The 20,862-nt window shown below is 67.5% G+C and carries 22 protein-coding genes; 6 read left to right on the forward strand and 16 right to left on the reverse strand.

What is annotated here, in order from left to right; genetic code table 11:
- Positions 1–21 precede the first annotated feature (21 nt).
- From LQD00_RS05370 to LQD00_RS05390, 5 genes are read right to left on the reverse strand one after another with little or no spacing between them, the layout of a single operon-like run.
- A complete protein-coding gene (locus LQD00_RS05370; protein WP_232715997.1) occupies positions 22–1,197 on the reverse strand; it encodes a hypothetical protein in 1,176 nt (391 codons plus the stop codon).
- A complete protein-coding gene (locus LQD00_RS05375; RefSeq protein ID WP_232715998.1) occupies positions 1,194–2,069 on the reverse strand; it encodes a carbon-nitrogen hydrolase family protein in 876 nt (291 codons plus the stop codon). The genes LQD00_RS05370 and LQD00_RS05375 overlap by 4 nt, the downstream gene beginning before the upstream one ends.
- A gap of 51 nt (positions 2,070–2,120) precedes the next feature.
- Positions 2,121–2,870, reverse strand: coding sequence for a class I SAM-dependent methyltransferase (locus LQD00_RS05380; protein WP_232715999.1), 750 nt, complete (start codon positions 2,868–2,870; stop codon positions 2,121–2,123).
- 56 nt (positions 2,871–2,926) lie between these two features.
- Complete coding sequence (locus tag LQD00_RS05385) at positions 2,927–3,436, reverse strand: DUF2505 domain-containing protein (RefSeq protein WP_232716000.1); 510 nt, start codon at positions 3,434–3,436, stop codon at positions 2,927–2,929.
- A 10-nt stretch (positions 3,437–3,446) separates the two neighbouring features.
- Positions 3,447–3,953 carry a DUF2505 domain-containing protein gene (locus LQD00_RS05390; protein WP_232716001.1) on the reverse strand — a complete coding sequence of 169 codons (507 nt, stop codon included), beginning with the start codon at positions 3,951–3,953 and terminating at the stop codon, positions 3,447–3,449.
- Between the two features lie 38 nt (positions 3,954–3,991).
- On the opposite strand from LQD00_RS05390, the gene LQD00_RS05395 reads away from it, so the two are divergent.
- Positions 3,992–5,104, forward strand: coding sequence for a UDP-N-acetylmuramate dehydrogenase (locus LQD00_RS05395; RefSeq protein ID WP_232716002.1), 1,113 nt, complete (start codon positions 3,992–3,994; stop codon positions 5,102–5,104).
- A gap of 21 nt (positions 5,105–5,125) precedes the next feature.
- Here the strand turns inward: LQD00_RS05395 and LQD00_RS05400 are convergent, their stop codons facing one another.
- The 6 genes from LQD00_RS05400 to LQD00_RS05425 all read right to left on the reverse strand — a co-directional run bounded on the left by LQD00_RS05400 (position 5,126) and on the right by LQD00_RS05425 (position 10,624).
- Positions 5,126–6,217, reverse strand: coding sequence for an alpha/beta fold hydrolase (locus LQD00_RS05400; RefSeq protein WP_232716003.1), 1,092 nt, complete (start codon positions 6,215–6,217; stop codon positions 5,126–5,128).
- Positions 6,218–6,275: 58 nt separating this feature from the next.
- Positions 6,276–7,103 carry a MerR family transcriptional regulator gene (locus tag LQD00_RS05405; protein WP_232716004.1) on the reverse strand — a complete coding sequence of 276 codons (828 nt, stop codon included), beginning with the start codon at positions 7,101–7,103 and terminating at the stop codon, positions 6,276–6,278.
- Positions 7,104–7,109: 6 nt separating this feature from the next.
- Complete coding sequence (locus tag LQD00_RS05410) at positions 7,110–7,433, reverse strand: DUF2516 family protein (protein ID WP_005200278.1); 324 nt, start codon at positions 7,431–7,433, stop codon at positions 7,110–7,112.
- A gap of 71 nt (positions 7,434–7,504) precedes the next feature.
- Positions 7,505–8,620, reverse strand: a complete 1,116-nt coding sequence (locus LQD00_RS05415; RefSeq protein ID WP_232716005.1) for a heparin-binding hemagglutinin — start codon at positions 8,618–8,620, stop codon at positions 7,505–7,507.
- Between the two features lie 14 nt (positions 8,621–8,634).
- Positions 8,635–9,168 carry a helix-turn-helix domain-containing protein gene (locus LQD00_RS05420; protein ID WP_269784668.1) on the reverse strand — a complete coding sequence of 178 codons (534 nt, stop codon included), beginning with the start codon at positions 9,166–9,168 and terminating at the stop codon, positions 8,635–8,637.
- Between the two features lie 115 nt (positions 9,169–9,283).
- Positions 9,284–10,624 (reverse strand): DUF445 domain-containing protein, encoded by a 1,341-nt coding sequence (locus LQD00_RS05425; protein ID WP_232716006.1) that lies wholly within the window; start codon positions 10,622–10,624, stop codon positions 9,284–9,286.
- Between the two features lie 41 nt (positions 10,625–10,665).
- On the opposite strand from LQD00_RS05425, the gene LQD00_RS05430 reads away from it, so the two are divergent.
- Genes LQD00_RS05430 through LQD00_RS05440 form a run of 3 tightly spaced genes read left to right on the forward strand, consistent with a single transcriptional unit; the run spans position 10,666 to position 13,138 of the window.
- Positions 10,666–11,466: a TetR/AcrR family transcriptional regulator gene (locus LQD00_RS05430; protein ID WP_232716088.1), complete on the forward strand. Its 801-nt coding sequence runs from the start codon at positions 10,666–10,668 to the stop codon at positions 11,464–11,466.
- Positions 11,463–12,290 (forward strand): SDR family NAD(P)-dependent oxidoreductase, encoded by an 828-nt coding sequence (locus LQD00_RS05435; protein WP_232716007.1) that lies wholly within the window; start codon positions 11,463–11,465, stop codon positions 12,288–12,290. Before LQD00_RS05430 ends, LQD00_RS05435 begins: the two co-directional genes overlap by 4 nt.
- Positions 12,287–13,138: a polyphosphate kinase 2 family protein gene (locus LQD00_RS05440; RefSeq protein WP_232716008.1), complete on the forward strand. Its 852-nt coding sequence runs from the start codon at positions 12,287–12,289 to the stop codon at positions 13,136–13,138. Before LQD00_RS05435 ends, LQD00_RS05440 begins: the two co-directional genes overlap by 4 nt.
- Positions 13,139–13,185: 47 nt before the next feature.
- Here the strand turns inward: LQD00_RS05440 and LQD00_RS05445 are convergent, their stop codons facing one another.
- Entirely contained in the window at positions 13,186–14,385 is a 1,200-nt protein-coding gene (locus LQD00_RS05445) for a benzoate/H(+) symporter BenE family transporter (protein WP_232716009.1), read from the reverse strand.
- Between the two features lie 61 nt (positions 14,386–14,446).
- On the opposite strand from LQD00_RS05445, the gene LQD00_RS05450 reads away from it, so the two are divergent.
- The gene (locus LQD00_RS05450; RefSeq protein ID WP_232716010.1) at positions 14,447–14,977 is read left to right on the forward strand and encodes a helix-turn-helix domain-containing protein; all 531 of its coding nucleotides are present in this window, start codon (positions 14,447–14,449) and stop codon (positions 14,975–14,977) included.
- 148 nt (positions 14,978–15,125) lie between these two features.
- Entirely contained in the window at positions 15,126–16,079 is a 954-nt protein-coding gene (locus LQD00_RS05455) for a type IV toxin-antitoxin system AbiEi family antitoxin domain-containing protein (RefSeq protein ID WP_232716011.1), read from the forward strand.
- A gap of 149 nt (positions 16,080–16,228) precedes the next feature.
- Here the strand turns inward: LQD00_RS05455 and LQD00_RS05460 are convergent, their stop codons facing one another.
- The 4 genes from LQD00_RS05460 to LQD00_RS05475 all read right to left on the reverse strand — a co-directional run bounded on the left by LQD00_RS05460 (position 16,229) and on the right by LQD00_RS05475 (position 20,830).
- Positions 16,229–16,990, reverse strand: a complete 762-nt coding sequence (locus LQD00_RS05460; protein ID WP_232716012.1) for a heparin-binding hemagglutinin — start codon at positions 16,988–16,990, stop codon at positions 16,229–16,231.
- 245 nt (positions 16,991–17,235) lie between these two features.
- Positions 17,236–18,123, reverse strand: coding sequence for a 3-hydroxybutyryl-CoA dehydrogenase (locus LQD00_RS05465; RefSeq protein WP_232716013.1), 888 nt, complete (start codon positions 18,121–18,123; stop codon positions 17,236–17,238).
- Between the two features lie 162 nt (positions 18,124–18,285).
- Positions 18,286–19,581: an isocitrate lyase gene (aceA, locus tag LQD00_RS05470; protein ID WP_119031200.1), complete on the reverse strand. Its 1,296-nt coding sequence runs from the start codon at positions 19,579–19,581 to the stop codon at positions 18,286–18,288.
- A 472-nt stretch (positions 19,582–20,053) separates the two neighbouring features.
- Complete coding sequence (locus tag LQD00_RS05475; protein WP_232716014.1) at positions 20,054–20,830, reverse strand: hypothetical protein; 777 nt, start codon at positions 20,828–20,830, stop codon at positions 20,054–20,056.
- Positions 20,831–20,862: the final 32 nt, after the last annotated feature.

The raw sequence follows: 20,862 nt of genomic DNA on the forward strand, positions 1-20,862 counted from the left end.
CGGCGAGGGGTCGCCCACCGATCAGACCGAGCATCCCGACTGTTGTTCGTTGCCGGTCATCTCGTTGGTCAGCTGGACGTCCGAGCCGCTGATCGCGAACTCCAGACCCGTGTCGGTGACCTTGAGCTGATCGACCTGGACCTCGTCGAAGAACGGGCCGAGTGCCGACGTGGTGACCTGGTCGACGATCTGCTGTGCGAAGTCCGGCGGGATGCCGAACACCAGTGCGCTGGCCTTGACGACCTCGAACTCGACCCGGCCGCCCTTGAGTACGGGCTTGATCGTCGCCGAGACGGGGACGGAGAAGAACATGACCGGGAAACCGGCCTGGACCTCGAAGGTGCCGTCGGCCGCATTGCCGGTGATCTCCTCGACGGAGCCGACCGGGCTCGCGCCGTTGCCGGTGCTCTGGCCGCCGGCCCCGGCGGGAGCGCCCTCCTTGCTGAGTTCGACGATCCGCTCGAAGGGGATGAAGCCGTCGCCCTTGAGGCTGCGGATGTCGGTGGTGCTGTTGTCACCGGAGATACCGTCGGCGCGCATGTGCAGACGCACGCCGTCGGCGTCGGAGCCGTCCTTGGTGTCGACCTGGACGTACGGAACGTCGCCACTGCCCTGCAGGATGATCGGCTTGCGGCTCAACGACACCGAGGTGGGGACGCCCGTGAGACCGCTGAACGACTCCTCGAGGCAGTTCGTCACCTTGTTACGGAGATAGAGCTCGCTGCCGACCGCACCGATGACCACCAGTAGCAGCACCGCGATGGTGCTCAGCGCCACGATCTTCTTGGTGCTGCGTCGTTTCCGCGGCGAGGTCAGCACCGGACCGCTGCCCGGCGTCTGCAGGGGTTCGCTCGAGTCGTCGCCATAGGGGGTCTCCCCGGGCGCGAACTGAGCGGTGCCCGGCTGACCGAGCCCACCGCTCAGGTCGGTGGTGTCGGCCTCCGAGGGCGGCACGCTCGAATATGCCTGTGCCCCGGGCGCAATCGGGGTCGTCGGGAACTGTTCGGTCTCCCCCGTCTCGGGACTGCCTGTACCCGCCTCGGCGGGATCGACGTCCTCGACCGGACGCCAGTCGTCACCGGCCGGTTCGGCGGCTCCGGTGTTGCCGGTGGGCTCGGTGGGTCCTGCGGATTCGATGGGATCGTGCGACTCACCCTGGTCTCGGGGGTCATCACCGGGAGTCTTGTTGTCGCTCATGGGTTCCGTCCTCGGTCGTCGGACTCTCGAAGCCGTTCGCCGGTGGGTGCGACCATCCTGGGCACCGCACCGCCGGCAGGCAGCTCTCGCTCGTTGGCGAGGACCGCCAATTGTTTACGAGCCTTCTCGACCAGGGCCAGGTCGAGGTCGTGGACATCGACACCGACCGTCTCCGGGTACGCGGCGACCACGGTACCGAAAGGGTCTGTGATTTGGCTGTGTCCGATCCCGGTCGGCGCACCCGAACCGGCGACCGCCTCGTCCGGGGGAAGTGCCTGCCCCACGGCGACGACGAACGTCGTCGAATCCAGCGCCCTTGCCGTCGCGAGCACCTGCCACTGATGGATCTTGCCGGGGCCGGCGCCCCAGGACGTCGGCACGACGACGAGCTGCGCGCCGCGTCGTGCAAGGTTCGTGAACAGGGCGGGGAACCTGATGTCGTAGCAGGTGGCCACCCCGACGGTGACGCCGTCGACCTCGAAGGTCAGCGGTTCCGAACCGGCTGCGACGGTCTTGGATTCCCGGAACCCGAAGGCGTCGTACAGGTGCAGCTTGTCGTATCCCTGCCGCGACCCGTCGGGGTGCGCGACGAGCACCGTGTTGAACACGCGCCCGTCGTTGGACGGGGTGAACATCCCGGCCACGACGGTCACACCCGCCGACACCGCGACCTCCGACACCGCACTGGCCCACGGCCCGTCGAGATCCTCCGCCACCGGTCTCAGCGGGACACCGAACCGGCACATGGTCGCCTCCGGGAACACGACCAGGCGCGCCCCGCGCGATGCCGCGTCCTGCGTCGCCGCACGTAGGGTCTCCAGGTTCTCGCCCGGATCGTCGGTCGAACTGATCTGAGCCATCGCCACACGCATAGCCGCCACAGTAGTGCCCGACGCCGCCGGCACCGCCGACTTCCTCCGCGGTTACTCCGACGGGGCGACGGCCTCCCACGGGACGGTCAGCACGTTGTCCGACGTCCGACGACGGGTGACGACGCAGTCGACGCCACGTTCGCGCAGCAGGTCCAGGGCATGACGCCAGCGGATGCGCGGCCCGTACGGCGCCAGCGGGGCGGCGATGTCCCAGCACTGGTCCGCGAGTGCGAGCAGGTCGTGGATCTTCTCACCGGGCACATTGCGGTGGATGAGCGCTTTGGGCAGACGCTCGGCGAGATCGGAGGGGCGTTCGGAATGTCCCGGCGCCCAGCAGAGCGTCAGACTGACCGGCCCCGCGTCGTCGAGCAGCACCCACGTGCAGCGCCGCCCGATCTCGTCGCAGGTGCCCTCGACGATCACCCCGCCCGGCGACAGGGCCGCACGCAGCCGGGCCCATGCGTCGTCGACCTCGGTCTCGTCGTACTGGCGTAGGACGTTGAAGGCGCGCACCACCCGGGGACGCAGACCCGCCATCTCGAAACCGCCGACCGCGAACCGGACACCGTCGCGCGGGTCGACGACGCGTGCCGGGTCGATCTCGAGTCCGACCATCTCCAGGTCGGGGGCGACACGGCGGAGCCGGCCGGCCATCTCGACGGTGGTGTCGGGGCGTGCGCCGTAACCGAGGTCGACGACCAGCGGACGGGCAACATCGAGAGCCGCGATCACGGCCGGTTCATGCGCCATCCACCGATCCACCCGGCGCAGACGGTTGATGTTGGTCGTCCCGCGCGTCACCCGGCCGATCGGACTGTTCGACAGCCGTCGCCCGGACTGCTGCCCGGGGGTTCGACTCACAAGTTCTTGTCGATCCAGTCCTTGGCGTACTCGGCCTCGGCTCGGAACAGATCGACCAGGTTGATGAGGATCATCTGCTCGAGCTTGCCGTTGACGAACGGGACGAAGACCTTCGCCTCACTGGTCCGGCGGATCGTGCAGCCCTCGTCGGTGGGGAACAGTTCCTGCCAGCCGTTGAGGCTGCCCGGACCCGCGGGGATCGACGCGTTGTAGGTGCCCTTGGTGTTGTCCGGGTCGAACGGACCGAGGGTCTCCTCACGCGTGATGACCATGTCCTTCATCATCACCGTCTGCGCGAGCGGGGGCAGCTGGTCGCGACCGATCGTCTGCTTGAGAACGACCTTGATCCCGGTCTCGTCGGAGGTGAAGGAGGCGACCTCGCAGTGTGGCGAGATCATCTGGAATCCCGCCATCATGTCGTCCCAGTACTGCTTGATGCTCTGCGCCTGGTAGAGCTTCTCCGCAGGGTGGGTGTAGCGAGCGGAGTAGCTGAGCCGTCGTGCCATGACGACCAGGCTACGTCAGCGGATTTTCCGACTCCCAATCGACGGTGTGCCCACGCTCGTGATCGAGCAGGCCGACCAGCTCGCTGACCACGGCCTTCTCGATTTTCCCGCCGAACATCGGCAGGTTCACCGACACCTCTGCGGAGCAGTCGCTGGCGGCGGGATCGCCTGCGGTGGTGATGGTCCCGTTCACGTTCACCGGCACCGGGGCACCCTCGACCGTGGCGTGGATCTCGCCCTCGATCCGGCCCCCGACCAGCCGATATGTGTTCTTCCGGGGAATCCGGAGGTCGCCGGGCATGATCTTGGTGACCGCCGACGGGAGCTTCTCCGCGGGGATGCCCTGATTCATCTCGACGGTCACGGTGTCGCCCGCGATGTCCACCTTCTCGACGTGGCCGTGACCGGAGTTCATCCGCTCCACCAGATCGTGCCAGTACTGCTCGGTGATGTAGAGCGCCCAGAGCCGTTCGGTGGAGAACGGATAGGACACCGAGTGCTGAAGCTTGCTCGCCATGAAGAGAACGCTACCGGTCGCCGGTTAACGTTTAACGCGTGACCGACACGCAGACGCCGCTGAGCGCGCCCCTCGCCGAGCTGACCACCCTGCGTCTGGGCGGCCCCGCCCGCGAGATCGTGCGCTGCCCGGACACGCGCAGCATCGTCGAGACCATTCAGGAGCTCGACGAACGATCCGAACCCGTGCTGGTGATCGGCGGCGGGTCCAACCTCGTCATCGGCGACGCGGGCTTCGACGGCACCGCCGTGGTGCTTGCGAGCAGCCGCATCGAGTTCGGCTCGGGCCGCGAGTCGGGCCGCTCGCACGTCGTCGCCGACGCCGGCGTGGGCTGGGACGACCTGGTCGGCGCGACCGTCGAGGCGGGATTCGGCGGACTGGAGTGCCTGTCGGGGATTCCCGGCGCGGCCGGGGCGACGCCGGTGCAGAACGTCGGGGCATACGGAGTCGAGGTCGCCGACATCCTGCGGTCGGTCCAGGTCCTCGACCGCCGGTCGGGCAACCTACGCTGGGTCACCCCCACCGAGCTCGGACTCGGCTACCGCACCAGTAATCTCAAGCACCGCAACGACTTCGTGGTGGTCGCGGTGTCCTTCTGGCTCAACGAGGACCGCACGAGCCAGCCGATCCGGTACCGAGAACTGGCCACGACGGTCGGCGTCGAGCCCGGCGATCGCGTCGACGCCGCCACCGCCCGCGAGGCGGTACTCGGCCTGCGTCGCGGCAAGGGCATGGTCCTCGACTCCGATGACTTCGACACGTGGAGTGCCGGTTCGTTCTTCACCAATCCGATCGTCGACGGCGAGGATGCCCCGGCAATCCTCGAACGGATCGCGGCGAGGGTCGGCGCCGACGTGGCGATCCCGTCCTATCCCGCAGGCCCGCAACCGAACCCCTCGGACGCCGACGCCCCCACCGCGATCAAACTGTCGGCGGGCTGGCTGATCGAACGGGCCGGTTTCGGCCGCGGCTACCCGTCGGCCGACGCCCCGGTCCGCTTGTCGACGAAACACACTCTGGCGCTGACCAATCGGGGTTCGGCAACCACCGAACAGCTACTGACGCTGGCGCGCGAGGTCCGTGACGGCGTCCTCGACTCCTTCGGCGTCACCCTGCGACCCGAGCCGGTCTTCGTCAACTGCGTGCTCTGACGACCGGCCGGTCGGCCCGATTCAACTGACCGGCTGCTCCGTCCGTGACACGTCGGCGACCAGCTCGTCGAGCATCTCGTTGAAGCGCTCTGCCGCTTCGATGCTCGACATGTGCCCGACGCCCTCGTAGACGACCAGATCGCGCAGAGAACCGTTGCGACGCAAAACCTCTGCCATCTGCTCGGCGTGCCGGGGCGGGGTGAGCCGATCCTCGGTGCCGACGACCACCACCGTGGGCACCGTCAGCGCCTCCAGTCCTGCGGTGACATCGAGTTTGCCCATCGCCGAACCCCACCCGGCCCGCGCCCGCGGCGGACAGGAGCCGACCATCTCGTCGACGAAGTCGACATGCGACTTGCGCGCGTTCGGTCCGAGGGCGATGTAGTGCGAGAACTTCACGCCGTACTGGGTTTTCGGGATCGGAACCGGAACCGAAGTGATCGCCTTGGTGACGAACGGCGTGAACGGCCGCGCGTAGGCGGGCAGATCGACGGGTACGAGTCCGTGGTTCTCCATGACGGCGTTGGCCGCGGTCGACACGAGCACCGCGGCGGACACCTTGGTGCCGACCTTCTCCGGGAACTGAGCGGCCCACGACATGATGGTCATCCCACCCATGCTGTGCCCCACCAGAATTGCGCGACGACCACTCGGGACTGCCGCCTCGAGCACCGCGTCGAGATCCTGTCCGAGCATCGCCACCGTCGGGCGGGCACGTCCCCGTTCCGAGCGTCCGTGCCCACGCTGGTCATAGACGACGACGCGACGGTCACCGGCGTCGGGCGTGATGAGGTGGTTGATCTGCGGGTACCAGTAGGCCGTGTTGCAGGTCCAGCCGTGGACCATCACGATGACATCCCCCTCGGGATCGTCGTCGTCGGCACCGTAGATCTCGACGTTCAGTGCGGTGCCGTCGGGCGTCCGCACCGTCTGACGCAGGGGGGCCGCCTCGGGCTCGCAGAGCAGATCGTCGGGGCCGTCGTCGACCGCGGTCGAGGTGCGCAGCGCTTCCCGGGTGATCCCCGCGAGCACCGTGCCGACTCCGAGGCCGATCACGCCCGCACCGACGGCGGTCGCGATCCCGCCGACATTCACCAATGATTTCCGCTTCACCGGCACTCCTCGCTACGTGGAACCCCTCAGGTCGGGGCTCCGTGCGGGGGCGCCTCGTTCAGCGCCCCGTCTCGGTGTTCAATGTACCAATATCCGTTGTCTCATAGCCGGCGCCCGGCTGGTCACCGGTCGATTCCGGCGTCGCTGGGTCCGGTTCTTCGTCCCCGGTGGCGGCATCGAAGTAGGTCGCTGCGCGTCCGATCGCCTGCGAGATCTGCTCGTCGAGAGCCCGGCGGAACGTCGTCTCGACGATCTCGTGGGCCATCGGCCGAACGGTCTGGATGAGGTCCGCCATCTTGCTGACGCCCTGCTCACCGAGGTCGGGCAGGTTCTCGTCGAAGTAGGTGTCGGTGATGATCGAGACGAAGCTCTTGGCGACGTCCTCGAGATCGTCCTGGACCCGCACCCAGCGGTCGAGCAGGAACTCCAGGTCGACACCGGCCTTCACCAGGACCTCGGCGCCCTCGAGGAGCTCGGGGTTGCGGATCGCATAATGCGTGCCGTCCTTGGCCAGCAGGCCCAGCTTCTGGCTGAGAGCGATGGACCTATCCGACGCGTTGAGCGTCTTCTTCAACTCGGCGATGGTGATCGTCGCGGCGCGCTTGAAGTTGCGGAACCGGCCGCCCTTCGGCGACCCCCGCAGGATCTGTTCGACGCGCATGCCGTGGTGGGCGGCGTGCAGCAGCTCGCTGATCGTCGCGAAGGTGTACCCGCGTTCGAGCATGCGGGAGATGAGGTTCAGGCGAACCAGGTGCTGGTCGGAGTACCAGCCCGCACGGCCCCGGATGGTGGGCGGCGGAAGCAGTCCGCGGTCCTGGTAGACCCGGATGTTGCGAACGCTGACCCCCGACGCCTCGGCGAGGTCGTTGATCCGATACTCCGCCACGATGCATCAGGCCTTTTTGCTGAACCAGGATTTGCCCTGGATGTCGTCCACACGTTTGCGCACGTCGACCAGGTACACGAGCATCGCGACCACGCCGATGATGCCCAGGAAGCTCACCGCACCGAAGAACCAGATGAACAGCGACGCGGCGGCCAGGATCGCCACCCAGATCACCTTGCTCTGCCGGTCGACCGCAGGGAAGGCGTCGGGCCGCTGGATGGCCGCGTGGATCAGCGCGACGACCGCCGCGATCCCTGCGACCACAGTCAGGACCAACATGATCAGACTCTGCCCATAGGCCAACACGCTGAAGACGTCCACGCCGAACACTCTAGTCCCGTGCGCCCCGATTGCCGCAGCAGCCCACGACGCCACGCACGGGCGGAACGTGCGGGCAGCGATCAGTCGGCGCGCGGAGCGGCCTTCTTGGCAGGCGTTTTCTTGGCCGGGGCCTTCTTCGCGGTCGCCTTCTTGGCTGTGGTCGCGTTGTTCGCCGCGGCGGCCTTCTTCGCGGCCGGCGTCTTCTTGGCGGCCGCCTTGGTCGGCGTGGCCTTCGTCGCCTTGGCGGGGGCGGCCTTGCGGGCCGGGGCCTTCTTGGCCGCGGCCCGTTCGGCGGCACCCTTCACCGCGGCGGCCTTCTTGGCCGGTGCAGTCTTCGCGGGGGCCTTTTTGGCCGCCGCTTTCTTGGTCGGTGTCTTTTCGGCGGGGGCCTTCGCGGCCGGGGCCTTCTTCGCGGGAGCCTTCTTCGCGGGAGCCTTGTCCGCCGGAGCCTTGTTTGCAGGAGCCTTGTTTGCAGGAGCCTTGGTGGCCGGGGTCGCCTTGGCGGGGGCCTTGGTCGCCGGGGGCGGAGCCGGGGCCGCAACGGCCCGCACCGGTGCGTCGGCGCTGGCGTCGCGGACCGTCCCGTCCGGAGCGCTGCCGTCGGCCAGCCCGGCCAGCCGCAGCGCCCGCTCACCCACCGCGCGCGTCTGCTCGGAGATCGTCCCCAGCGCCTCTTCGGTGAGGCCGACGGCGTCGCTGTAGACCTTCTCCAGCTTCGGCAGGTTCTCCCCGACGACCGGCTGCGACAACAGCTTTCCGACGGCCTCGTCGCGTCGCTCCGACAGCGACGTCAGCAGCCCGGCCGCGACGGCGAGATAGGCCTCGGCGACCTTACGGAGTTCGTCCGGCGAGAACCGGGTGCGCAATTCCTCGATCTCGGTGGGCAATTCGACCGGCAGCGTCGACAGCTTCGACTTGGCCTCCTCGAAGAGCGCCAGCGCGGTCGCGAGTGCCTCGTCGATCCTCGCCTGCGCGTCGTCCCGGGAACCCGAGATCCTCGCCTGCGTCGAGCCGACTGTCTCGACCAACTTCGACTGGGTGTTCTCGACGGTCTCCGCGAGCTTCGACTGGGTGTTCCCGACGGTCTCGACGAGCTTGGACTGGGCCTGTTCGCTCGCCGCCTCCCCGCGCTCCCGGACCTCGGCCAGCAAGGCGGCCACCTGTCCCACGGCTGTCGTCAACGGGTTCTCGCTCATTCAGGTCTCCTGCCTCAGTTTTCTCGGAACTCGTCTTTCTCGGAACCAGTCGAGGAGATCGCGTTCTCCTTGCGAAAGGACTCGTAGATCTCCAGCAACATCTGTTTCTGACGCTCGTTGATCGAGTCATCTGCGATGAGAGCATCACGGACCGGGCTCGCGGGGCGTTCTTCGAGAATTCCGGCGCGCACGTACAACACTTCTGCCGACACCCGCAACCCCTTGGCGATCTGGGCGAGGACGTCGGCGGAGGGTTTCCGGAGTCCTCGCTCGATCTGACTGAGGTACGGATTGCTGACCCCGGCACGTTCGGCGAGCTGCCGGAGCGACACCTTGGCGGCCACCCGCTGGGACCGGATGAAGGCGCCGATGTCCTGCGCCGCATTCGCCACCGCGTCCTGCGCGGCCGTCGCGACGGCCTCCACGGCCTCGACCGCCATCGTCGTCGTGCCCTCACCGTCATCGGACGGATGATCCGCGGAGTCGTCGGACTCGGCCTCACCGTCCACGACGGCGTCGAGGGCAGCCTCGTCCTTGTCGCGCTTCATCACGCTCCGTTCCAGGGTCGATCGTCTTCCCCAAGTATCGGCTTCACTGCTAGCACGTGCAAGCACACAGCTAATCCAGGATGTCTGATCACGGACGGATCACCGGGATTCGACGTCAATGGAAGATCAGCACCGACGTCGTGTGGATGGCCAGACCGGCGAGCGCACCGACCACGGTGCCGTTGATCCGGATGAACTGGAGGTCGCGTCCCACTTGCAGTTCGATCTTGCGACTCGTGTCGTCGGCGTCCCAGCCGCGCACGGTCTCGGTGATGACCGAGATGATCTCCTGCGAGTAGTTCGCGGCGATGTGGTGTGCGACCCGCGCGACCCAGCCGTTCATCTTCTCCTGCAGCGGACGGTCGTCGCGAATCCTGGTGGCGAGCTGGATGATCGAGTCCGACAACGTGTTGCGCAGTGTGCTGTTGGGGTCGTCGAGCATCTGCTCGATGACGGCCTTGCCGGTCTTCCACGCGGTCGACGCCGCTCCGGTGACCTCGTCGCGACCCACCAGTTCCAGCTTGATGGCCTCGAACTTGGCGATCATCTCGGGATCGTTCTGCAGGTCGTTCGCGAACTTCTCCACGAATTCGTGCATCGCCCGGCGCATCTCGTGGTCGGGGTCGGAGCGCACCTTGTAGGTGAACTCGACGAGTTCGCGGTGGATCTTGTCGCCGACGAGGGAGTTGACGAACTTCGGCGTCCACTGCGGGCCGTCCCGGTCGAGCACGCGATCGATGAGGTCCTGGCTGCCGATCGCCCATTCGTGCGCGCGATCGCAGAGCATCTGGAAGACCGGTTCGAGTCGATCCTCGGCGATGAGCTGTTCCAGGATGCGGCCGGTCGGCGGCGCCCACTGCGGCTCGGCGACCCACTTCAGCGCGGCCTGGATGAGTTGCTCGACGTCCTCGTCGCGCAACATCTCCGACGCCAGCTGGATCGCGCGGGCCGCTTCGCCGGAGATCCGCGGGGCGTTGCGCGGGTCGGCGACCCACGTCGACAACCGTCGCGGCAGATCGATCTGCTGCGCACGGTAGACCACGACCTCGGGCGTCATGAAGTTCTCTTCGATGAAGCCGCCGAGCTGGTCGCCGATGTCGTCCTTCTTCTTGCGGATCAGGGCGGTGTGCGGGATCGGGATACCCAGCGGATGCCGGAAGAGCGCCGTGACCGCGAACCAGTCGGCCAGCGCGCCGACCATGCCGGCCTCCGACGCGGCCTGCACATAGCCGACCCACGCGGCGACGTCGGCACCATCGCGATGCTCGAGGTAGCGGGTGAAGAGGTAGACGACCGCCGCGAAGATCAGGAAGCCGGTCGCGACCGCCTTCATCCTGCGGAGATCCCTGCGTCGGCCGGCGTCCCCGGCGCTGTCCCCTCCGAATCCCGGAGCGGACGGCGCATCGGGCTTGCCCTCGGGCTGCCCGGCGACTCCTTCGATCACTGTCGATGCCATGGCACCAGTGTCACCCATCAACCGACTACGCTGGCGTCGTGATGGCCAACCGCCCCAATCCCGCAGCTGCGGCGCGTGCCGCGATGGCGGCTGCGGCCAACGTGACGCGCGGCCTCGAACAAGTCCTGACCACTGTCACCGAGACCGGCGCCAAACCGGACGGCCGCAAGCAGCGCTGGGAGAAGCACAAACTCGCCCGCCGCACCGAACTGACCGACGGTGTGATCGCCGCGGTCCGCGAGCTCGGCGCCGATGTCGGCATGGACGAGATCGCCGCACACATCGGTGTCTCCAAGACCGTTCTCTACCGGTACTTCACCGACAAGAGCGACCTCGGCGTCGCGACCACCGTGCGCTTCTTCGAGAACACCATCTGGCCGCGGCTGACGGAAGCGATCTCCGACGACGTCGACGAGTACACGCTGACCCACACGATCATCGGTGTGTACGTCCATGCGGTCGACGACGAACCCAACCTGTACCGCTTCGCTCTCGCCAGCTCGCCCACATCGTCGCCGGCACCCGCCGACTCGGTCCGTCTGGTCGCCCAGCTGGTCATGAGCAGCATCGTGATGCGCATGACCGAGCGAGGCGCAGACACCACCGGCGCCGAGCTGTGGTCGCACGCCCTCGTCGGCGGCATCCAGCACGTCGTCGACTGGTGGATGACCAGCCGCACACTCGACGCCGACCAGGTCGTCGACTACCTCACGATGATGGTGTGGAGCGCGGTCGTGGGCGTCGCCGCCGTCGACGGCTCGCGTGAGGCCTTCCTCGCCTCTCCCCCGCCGCTGACCGAACCCGCGCGCGAGGCACCGTCCGACGCGGCAGGCGGCTCATGAGCCGGGTCGCACTCGTGACCGGGGGCAGCCGGGGCGTCGGCCAGGGGGTTGCCCGTGCGCTCGTCGAGGACGGCTGGACCACCTTCGTCACCTCCCGGCACGGCACCGGACCCGACGGGGCCATCGCCCTCGCGTGCGACCACACCGACGATGCCGCGGTGGCCGCGGTGTTCGACGAGATCGCCTCCGCCGGCGGTCGACTCGACCTTCTCGTCAACAACGCGTGGGCCGCGCCCAAGGGGTTCGGCGGGTTCTCGGATCCGTTCTGGAAGCGCCCGGTCGACGACTGGGACACCCTGATCGGCGTAGGCCTGCGTGCGCACTACGTCGCGTCGGTGCATGCGGCCCGCATGATGACCGAGGCCGGCCGGGGGCTGATCACGAACATCTCGTCGTTCGGTTCCCGCGGCCATCTGCATTCGGTGCTGTACGGGATGAGCAAGGCCGCGCTGGACAAGATGGCCGCGGACATGGCCGTCGAGCTGCAGGGCACCGGGGTCAGCGCGATCTCGTTGTGGCTGGGACTGATCCGCACCGAGCTGTTGCTGTCGCTCGGAATCGACGAGTTCGCCGGTTTCTCGCTGCAACGAGCCGAGGACCCGGAATTCGTGGGTCGCGTGATCTCCCGCCTCGCACAGGACCCCGACCTCGCCGCGCACAACGGCCACACCCTCGTCACCGCCGAACTGGGCGCCCGCTACGGGATCGTCAACAACGATGGCACACCACCGGATTCGCATCGCAGCGCATTCGGCGGCGGGCCGCTGTTCCCACCGGCGACCGAGACCGACGCTGCAGCGGGGTCACGAGAGGACGTGTCATGAGCAACCGTTGGTCCACCCCCGCCGCCGAGGCCCTACGCGCGAGTGCCGTCGGGCCGATCGCCTCCTTCGACCCCGAGTCGACGCCGGGCTTCGACGGCGACAAGGAGTCCGGTTCCGAGCTTCTCGCCTCTCGCGGAAAGGATCTCGCCGACCTCCAGGAGTTGTTGTACGCCAACGGCCGTTCCGGTGATCACCGCTCGGTTCTGCTGGTCCTGCAGGGCATGGACACGGCCGGCAAGGGCGGGATCGTCCGGCACGTGGGTGGTCTCGTCGACCCACAGGGGTTGAGCATCAAGGGCTTCGGCAAGCCGACCCCCGAGGAGCTTCAGCACGACTTCCTGTGGCGCATCCACAAGGCCCTGCCGCCAGCCGGCCGGATCGGGATCTTCGACCGGTCCCACTACGAGGACGTCCTGCCCGTCCGGGTGCACAACCTCGTCCCGAAGGCGGAGTGGGAGAAGCGCTACGACATCATCAACCAGTTCGAATCCGAGCTGGTCGCCAGCGGGACCACGATCATCAAGTGCTGCCTGGTGGTTTCGAAGGACGAGCAGAAGGCACGTCTCGCCGAACGTCTCGACCGTCCGGACAAGTACTGGAAGTTCAACCCGGGCGACATCGACGAGCGCGCCCACTGGGACGCCTACCTCGAGGCCTACCAGGACATCTTCGACCTGACCGACAAGGACTCGGCGCCCTGGTTCGTGATCCCCGCCAACCGGAAATGGTTCGCACGGCTCGCCGTCTGCGAATTGCTCACCACCACCCTCGCCGGCCTCGAACTCGACTGGCCGAAAGCCGATTTCGACGTCGAGGCCGAGAAGAAGCGGCTGGCCGCGAGCGACTGACCTCGATACGCGGCCACCGGAACTGCTGGTTGAGTAGGTGAGGAGCGTTAGCGACGAGCCGTATCGAAACCGCCTCGCCGAAGCGCTCCCCACGACACCAGGCCCACGACGAGCGCCCAGAACGCGCCGCCGATCCCGGCGAAGGTCACACCCGATGCGGCGGTGACGAACGTGAGCGCAGCCGGTATCCGGAACTCGATCTGCTCGAACGCACCCATGATCGCCGCCACGAAGGTCGCGAGAAGAGCCAGTCCGGCAACGGCTTCCAACAACCCCTCCGGCGAGATGGCGGTGATGACCACCAGCGCGCCGGAGAGCGCCGCGAGGACGAGGCTCGTCGACCCGGTGGCGACACCGGCGATCCAGCGTCGTGAGCGATCGGAACCCGCTTCGGGCCCCGCGGCGAGGGCGGCCGACAACGCGGCCAGGTTGATCGCGTGCCCACCGAACGGTGCACCGATGACCGTCCCCGCGCCCGTCACGAACATCGCCGGACGCCAGGGCGTTTCGTAACCGAAGGACTTGAGCACGGCGACGCCGGGCACGTTCTGCGAGGCCATCGTGACGATGTAGAGCGGGATCGCGATGCCGATGACGGCAGCGACGTCGAAAGTCGGGGTGGTCCAGGCCAACCGCGGCCACCACGTCTCACCCGCCCAGCCGTCGTAACCGTCGACGACGAGGTTCACGCCGATCACGATCAACGCGGTCACCAGCGCGAGAGGGAGCGCCCACCGCGTCAGCCAGCGCATGGCGAGCAACCACACCACGAGGATCGGGATCGTCGACCAGGGTTGATCCCCCAGCGACTGCATCGGCGCGAGACACAGCGTGAGGAGCACACCGGCGAGCATCGCCTGGGCGATCGGCGTCGGGATACGCCCGATCAGGTCACCGAGCGCCGGAACCAGTCCGGTGGCGAACACCAGCAGTCCGACGATCAGAAAGGCGCCGACCGCCGACGACCAGCTGCCCTCATAGGAGGCGGCCATCGACGCGAGCAGTGCGGCGCCCGGCGTCGACCAGGCAAGGGTGACCGGCCGCCGGGTCCGCCAGGACAGCAGGATCGTTCCGAGCGCGAACATCACGGTCAGCACGAGCAGACCCGACGCCGCCTGCACCGGCGTGGCGCCGACGGCCCGTAGACCGGTGACCACTACGACAAACGACGAGGTGAACCCGACCAGCGAGGTCACGACACCGGCGATGATCGGCTCGGTACGAGTCGACGGCGCGGTACTGGTCATGGGGCGAGCATAGCGGTATCGTTCCGTAAACAGAACACCCACGGAGTGCGGAGGCGACCGGATGACGGCAGGCGACGAGCGTCGACGTGCGGTCGGCGCCCGGATCTCCGCGTTGCGCGAGCAGCGCGGCCTGAGCCTGTCCGCACTGGCCCGCGAGGCCGCCATCGGCAAGGGATCGCTGTCCGAACTCGAAGCCGGACAGCGCAATCCGACCCTCGACACCCTCTACGCGGTGGCCGGCCCACTCGGCGTCCCACTCACCGCGCTGCTCGGCGAGGAGACCGGGGTCGAGGGCACGAGCCCGCACCTCGCCGCCCGACTCCTCCACGTCGAGCATCACGCCGACGGCTCCACCTCCGAGGTGTTCTGGCTGCACGTCACGCCCGGCGGCGTCCGCGAATCCCCCGCCCACGGCCCCGGCGTCATCGAGCACATCCTCGTCGCCAGCGGACATCTCGTCGCCGGGCGCGTCGGCGAGGAGCACTCCGCCGGACCCGGCGAGTCCCTCGAGTGGATCTCCGACGCGCCCCACACCTACCGCTCCGACGACGGCGCGCTCGCGGTCCTGACAATCCGCTCACCCTCCCGCTGAGCTCTTTCCCTCCCGCCTGATGAATTCCCTCCCGCGGGCGCTAGCCGATAAGCGGGAGGGAAGGCGTCCTGCGGGACGGAAAGGCTCACGCGGGAAGGCGATGAATCGACGGGAGCCTAAAGGCGCTCCAGTGCGTCAAAGAAGGGTGATGGCCTTTCCACTCGATCAGTACGGTCTCCTCAGGAGAGCCGCCGCGCTCGACGCCACTATCTCCGACAACGAGCTCGCGGCCGCCGTCCGCCGCCGCGATCTCATACGTCTCGTCCCGGGCGTGTTCGTACCGGCATCGGCACGATTCGTCGGACATGAGGGCGCCCAGCAGCTACACCGGCTCAAAGCGATCGCGGTGGCGACCGTCGGCGACACCGAGGCGCAGGCGATGCCCCTGAGTCATGCGTCGGCTGCCACCGTCCACGGCCTCCCGCTCCTGAAACCGAACATCGAGTCCGTGCACGTCGCGAACGGGAAGAAGTCGGGGGGATTCATCCAGGGGCACCGCCACGTCCACGCAGCTCCATTCGGTGACGACGAGATTGTCGAGGTGGACGGCATTCTGGTGACGACCCTCGAACGCACCGCGGTCGACGTCGCGACGTGCGGCACCTTCGCCCAGGCGTTGGCCGCATTCGACCAGGCGCTGCGAACCGGCGCGAGCCCGGAGAGGATCGCACAGATCCTGGCGGATCGTCGACGCCGCGGTGTGCGCGTTGCGCGACGGGCATTGACGCTCGCCGACCCCCTGTCCGAGACGGTGGCCGAATCCTGGAGTCGCGCACAGATGATCGAAGCGGGTCTGCCGATCCCGCGACTCCAGCACGAGTTCCGCGGACGCCGCGGCACCTACTATTCCGACTTCGACTGGGACGAGCAGCTCATCGGCGAGTTCGACGGGATGGTCAAATACGGTCGCCTGCGCGAACCGGGGACCACCATCGAAGACAGCGTGATGCGGGAGAAGCGTCGTGAAGATGATCTGCGCGCTCTCGGTGCCGTCGTCGTCCGATGGACGTGGACGGATTTGGAGAAGGGCGCCGTCGTGGGGCTGCTGCGACCCTGGCTCGAGAAGCTGAATCTGTTGCCGTCGAGGCCCATTCCCGCGTGAATGTTTTCCTGCGGCGGGACCGATTCCCTCGCGCTTATTGGCTGGCACCCGCGGGAAGGAACCCAGCCCGCGGGAAAGAAATCCTCCCGCGCGAACACGACGACGCCCCCGCCGGAGAGCGGGGGCGTCGTATCGAGTTGCGCGAGTGCTTACTTCGCGGTGGTCGCCTTCTTGGCCGGAGCCTTCTTGGCGGGCGACTTCTTGGCCGGAGCCTTCTTCACGGCGGGAACCGGCTCGTCCTTGGCCTCGGCGACCTTCTTGGCCGGCGATGCCTCGGCGGTGCGGGTCTTGGCCTCGACAGTGCCTGCAGCGCCGTCGATCTCCTTGGCGGCCTCATCGGCCTGGTCCTTGATGTCGCCGCCGATCTCCTCGATGGCAACGGCGACGTCCTCGACGTCTTCGCTCACGCGACCGGCCAGCTTGGCGGCGCGCTCACCGACGAGGCGGGTCTGCGAGGACACGACGCCGAGAGCGTCTTCGGTGAGGTCGACTGCGTCGTTGTAGACCTTCTCCACGCGGGTCAGGTTCTCCTGGACGACCGGCTTCTTGCGCAGGCGCTCGAGGGTGGCCTCGCCACGCTCGGCGAGCGTGTTGTAGAAGTCGGTGGCCTTCTCGACGTACGGGTCGGCGATCTTCTTGAGCTCGTCGGCGGTCAGCTTGCCGCGGAGTTCGTCGATCTCGGACGGAACTTCCTCGGAGAGCGTCTCGATGCGGGTCTTGGCCGTCTCGGGCAGCTCGGTGATGAGGGCCTTGGTCTCGGTGTAGCGGGCCTCGAGACGCGTCTGGGCGGTCTCGGCGGCGGCCTCGGTGCGCTCACGGAGCTCGGTGAGCTTCTCGGTGACCTGCGCGAAGGCGTAGTCACCGGCGCCGACTGCGGCGTAGAGCGGGGCGTAATTACGGGTGGTGGTCACTGGTGACTCCTTCTGTTGGCACCAATCGCGCTGCAGCACATGCGGTCTCGCTGATCTCGGCATCATTGCCGGGTGCATGTCGGTTTGTCGTCGGTTCGACGCGATGTCGCAAGCCGCCATGATCTTCCGGCTCGTCACCGCGCGAGATTAGGGAACCGCGGCGCCATCGGTATTGGTGTGTCCGTAGTCCAGTATCCACGCTGTGCTAGCAAATGCAAGCATTCTGCTAACACCTGTGGTTCAGCTCACCTCTTGCCGGCGAGAACTCGCTCGTATTCGTAGAAGCCGTGCCCGGCTTTCTTGCCGAGACGCCCCGAGGTGACCATCTGCACCAGCAGCGGGGGCGGCGCATAGAGCGGCTCGTCGAACTCCTCGACCATCTTCTCGGCGATGGCCTTGACGGTGTCGAGGCCCACCAGGTCGGCGAGCTTGAGCGGCCCCATCGGATGAGCGCACCCGAGCATCATGGCCTTGTCGATGTCCTCGACCGTCGAGAAGCCGCTCTCCACCATGCGAATCGCGGAGAGCAGGTACGGAACGAGCAGGGCGTTGACGACGAAACCCGAGCGGTCGGCGGAACGGATCACCTGCTTGCCGAGGACGTCGTGCGCGAACGCTTCCGCCCGAGCGGTCACCTCGGGAGCGGTCTCCGGTGTGGTGACCAGCTCGACCAGAGGGAGCACGGGTACGGGATTGAAGAAGTGGAGGCCGATCACGCGGCCGGGGTTCTGAGTCGCCACGGCCAGCTTCATGATCGCGATGGAGGAGGTGTTCGACGCGAGGACCGCGTGCGGATCGTCGACGATCTTGTCGAGGTCGGTGAAGATCGCGGTCTTGACGGCCTCGTCCTCGACGACGGCCTCACAGACCAGCTGCCGGTCGGCGAAGTCGTGGAGATCCGAGGTGAACGAGAGGCGATCGGCCGCCTGGTCGCGTTCGCGTTCGGTGAGTTTGCCGCTCGACACCCCGCGGTCGAGTGAGTCGAGGATGCGGGCACGCCCCGCCGAGAGCAGATCCCGGGTGGATTCGTAGACCAGTACGTCCGCCTGGGCGCGGGCGCACACCTCGGCGATCCCGGCACCCATCTGTCCGGCTCCGACGACGCCGACTCGGCAGATCTTCTCGCTTGTCATGTCGGATCCTCCGGGAAACGTCTACGTGGCAACTGATCTCGCAAGAACATGGGTGACTCCCGGGGTACTGATCAAGCCCTACACAGACCAGCAGGCGGCCCGCAGCGAAAGCCGCGGACCGCCTGACTGGTTCGCCGAAATCCCGGGGAGGCGGGAAAGTTCCTAGTGGAACTGGCCCTCTTCGGTCGAGCCCTTGAGGGCTGCGGTCGAGGTGTTCGGGTCGACGGTGGTGGCGATGCTGTCGAAGTAGCCGGCGCCGACCTCACGCTGGTGCTTGACGGCGGTGAAGCCACGCTCGTCGGCTGCCTTGAACTCGCGGTTCTGCAGGTCGACGAAAGCGGTCATCTGCTCGCGGGCGTAACCGTAGGCCAGGTCGAACATGCCGTAGTTCAGCGAGTGGAAGCCGGCCAGCGTGATGAACTGGAAGGTGAAGCCCATGGCGCCCAGCTCGTTCTGGAACTTGGCGATGGTGCTGTCGTCGAGGTGCTTGCTCCAGTTGAACGACGGGCTGCAGTTGTAGGACAGCAGCTGGTCCGGGAACTCGGCCTTGACCGACTCGGCGAACTTGCGAGCCAGCTCGAGATCGGGGGTACCGGTCTCCATCCAGATCATGTCGGCGTAGGGAGCGTAGGACTTCGCACGCTCGATGCACGGCTCGATGCCGTTCTTCACGTGGTAGTAGCCCTCGGCGGTGCGCTCACCGGTGACAAACTGCTTGTCGCGGTCGTCCACATCGGAGGTGATGAGGGTCGCGGCCTCGGCGTCGGTACGGGCGATGACGACGGTGGGGACACCGGCGACGTCGGCAGCGAGGCGGGCCGAGTTCAGGGTGCGGATGTGCTGCTGGGTCGGGATGAGCACCTTGCCACCGAGGTGGCCGCACTTCTTCTCCGAGGCGAGCTGATCCTCCCAGTGGGTACCGGCGGCACCCGCGGCGATCATGGCCTTCTGGAGCTCGTAGACGTTGAGGGCGCCACCGAAGCCGGCCTCACCGTCGGCGACGATCGGGACGACCCAGTTGTCGACCGAGTCGTCGCCCTCGACGCGGGCGATCTCGTCGGCGCGGAGCAGCGCGTTGTTGATGCGACGAACAACGTTCGGGACCGAGTTCGCCGGGTACAGCGACTGGTCGGGGTAGGTGTGGCCGGACAGGTTGGCGTCGCCGGCGACCTGCCAACCCGACAGGTAGACGGCCTTCAGGCCGGCGCGGACCTGCTGCACGGCCTGGTTACCGGTGAGGGCACCCAGAGCGTTGATGTAGGAACCGTCACCCTTGGTCACGCCGTCCCACAGGATCTCGGCGCCACGGCGGGCGAGGGTGTGCTCCTCGACGACCGAACCCTGGAGCTGAGCGACCTGCTCGGCGGTGTAGTCGCGCTTGATGCCCTTCCAGCGGGGGTTGGTGTCCCAGTCCTGCTGGATTTCCGCGGCGGTGCGGGGCTTTCCGACGTTGCTCATTGGCTGCTTCGCTTTCGTTGTCCTGCTCGTCTCGACCGGGTCGGATCGGGACGACCGGCCCGGCGCGCCGCCGAGGCCTGGAGTGCTGACAGACATCCGACTTCGTTCCCGAGAGCGTCGTACTCGCGTGTCCAGCATCGGTGTCGGCCGGACTTTGCGAACCCTTGGGCTTTCGTCTGTGGTGTCTGAAGCAAGAGTGCCACAGGACAAACCTGCAGGTCCAACCCCCGACGACTGTAAATCCGGGCTATTTTTTGACGACGCTTTGCAAAGTTTGCAAATCTTCTCCTGTGAAGACCGAGGCTGTTCGTCGTAAAAAGTACGCGCGTACTGGGATTTCCTACTGCCGAGTACAGCAGACTTTTGCGGAGCCGCGCACGGAATTCCGGGTTCCTCGACTGGCGACGACGGAGCCCATAGTGACCACACTCACACCGGACAGACAGCCGCTCAGGTCCGCCGGGGTGCCGGATCAGGGAGCGGTGACCCGACCGACGGCCGTGTCGAAGAGTGCCGCGAAGGCCGCGGAGTCGACCGGTTCGGTCGGTTCCGAAGGCGGATCGGCGGCCGGGGTCGCAGCGCCCGACACCGTCAACTGGACGGTGACCGGACCGGACGACGGACGGTCCAGAGCGGCGTATCCGGCGAAGCCGACCTGGCGGCGGACCCCGCCGTCGGGCAGCGTGGTGGTGACCTCGGACCGTGTCAGCAGCATCTGCTCACCGGCCCCGAGGGCGCCGTCGACCCCGGGTGGCGGGATCTCGGTGTACTCGGTGACGACACGACTGCCGGCGAGGTTGCCGCTGGTGATCTCGGTGGTGGTGCGCGCACAGCGCCCGGTGGTGACGAGCCGGTCCGCGTCGATGTCGCGTCGCGCCCTGGTGACCAGTTCGACGAGCACCCCGCTACCACCTCGAGCCGCGAGCACCGCCGAGTTGTCCGCGGTCAGCTCCCCGTTGAGGTCCGCGTCGGCCGTGGGGGCGCAGTACCCGGGAGAGACGCGGGTGGTGCGCGCGGCGTCGATGCCCGCTCGGTTCCCCGCGACCAGGTCGTCGATGGACAGTGTCTCGGCGGTGAATCCCGGGGGCAGGTCGGATGTCGGGAGCAGCAGGTCGGCCGGGGTGCGCGGGGCCGGCGCCTCGGCGGACCCGGTCGAACACCCGGCGGCCGCCATCAACCCGATCACCAGCGCGAACGCCCCGGCCGTCACCCGGATCGGGGTGCGGAGTCGGCCGTGGGGTGAGCGCACGCGGTCACCGTACCCTGTAGAGGATCATCGAT

The organism is Gordonia metallireducens, from assembly GCF_021245825.1.
In the GTDB taxonomy this organism is placed as follows: domain Bacteria; phylum Actinomycetota; class Actinomycetes; order Mycobacteriales; family Mycobacteriaceae; genus Gordonia; species Gordonia namibiensis.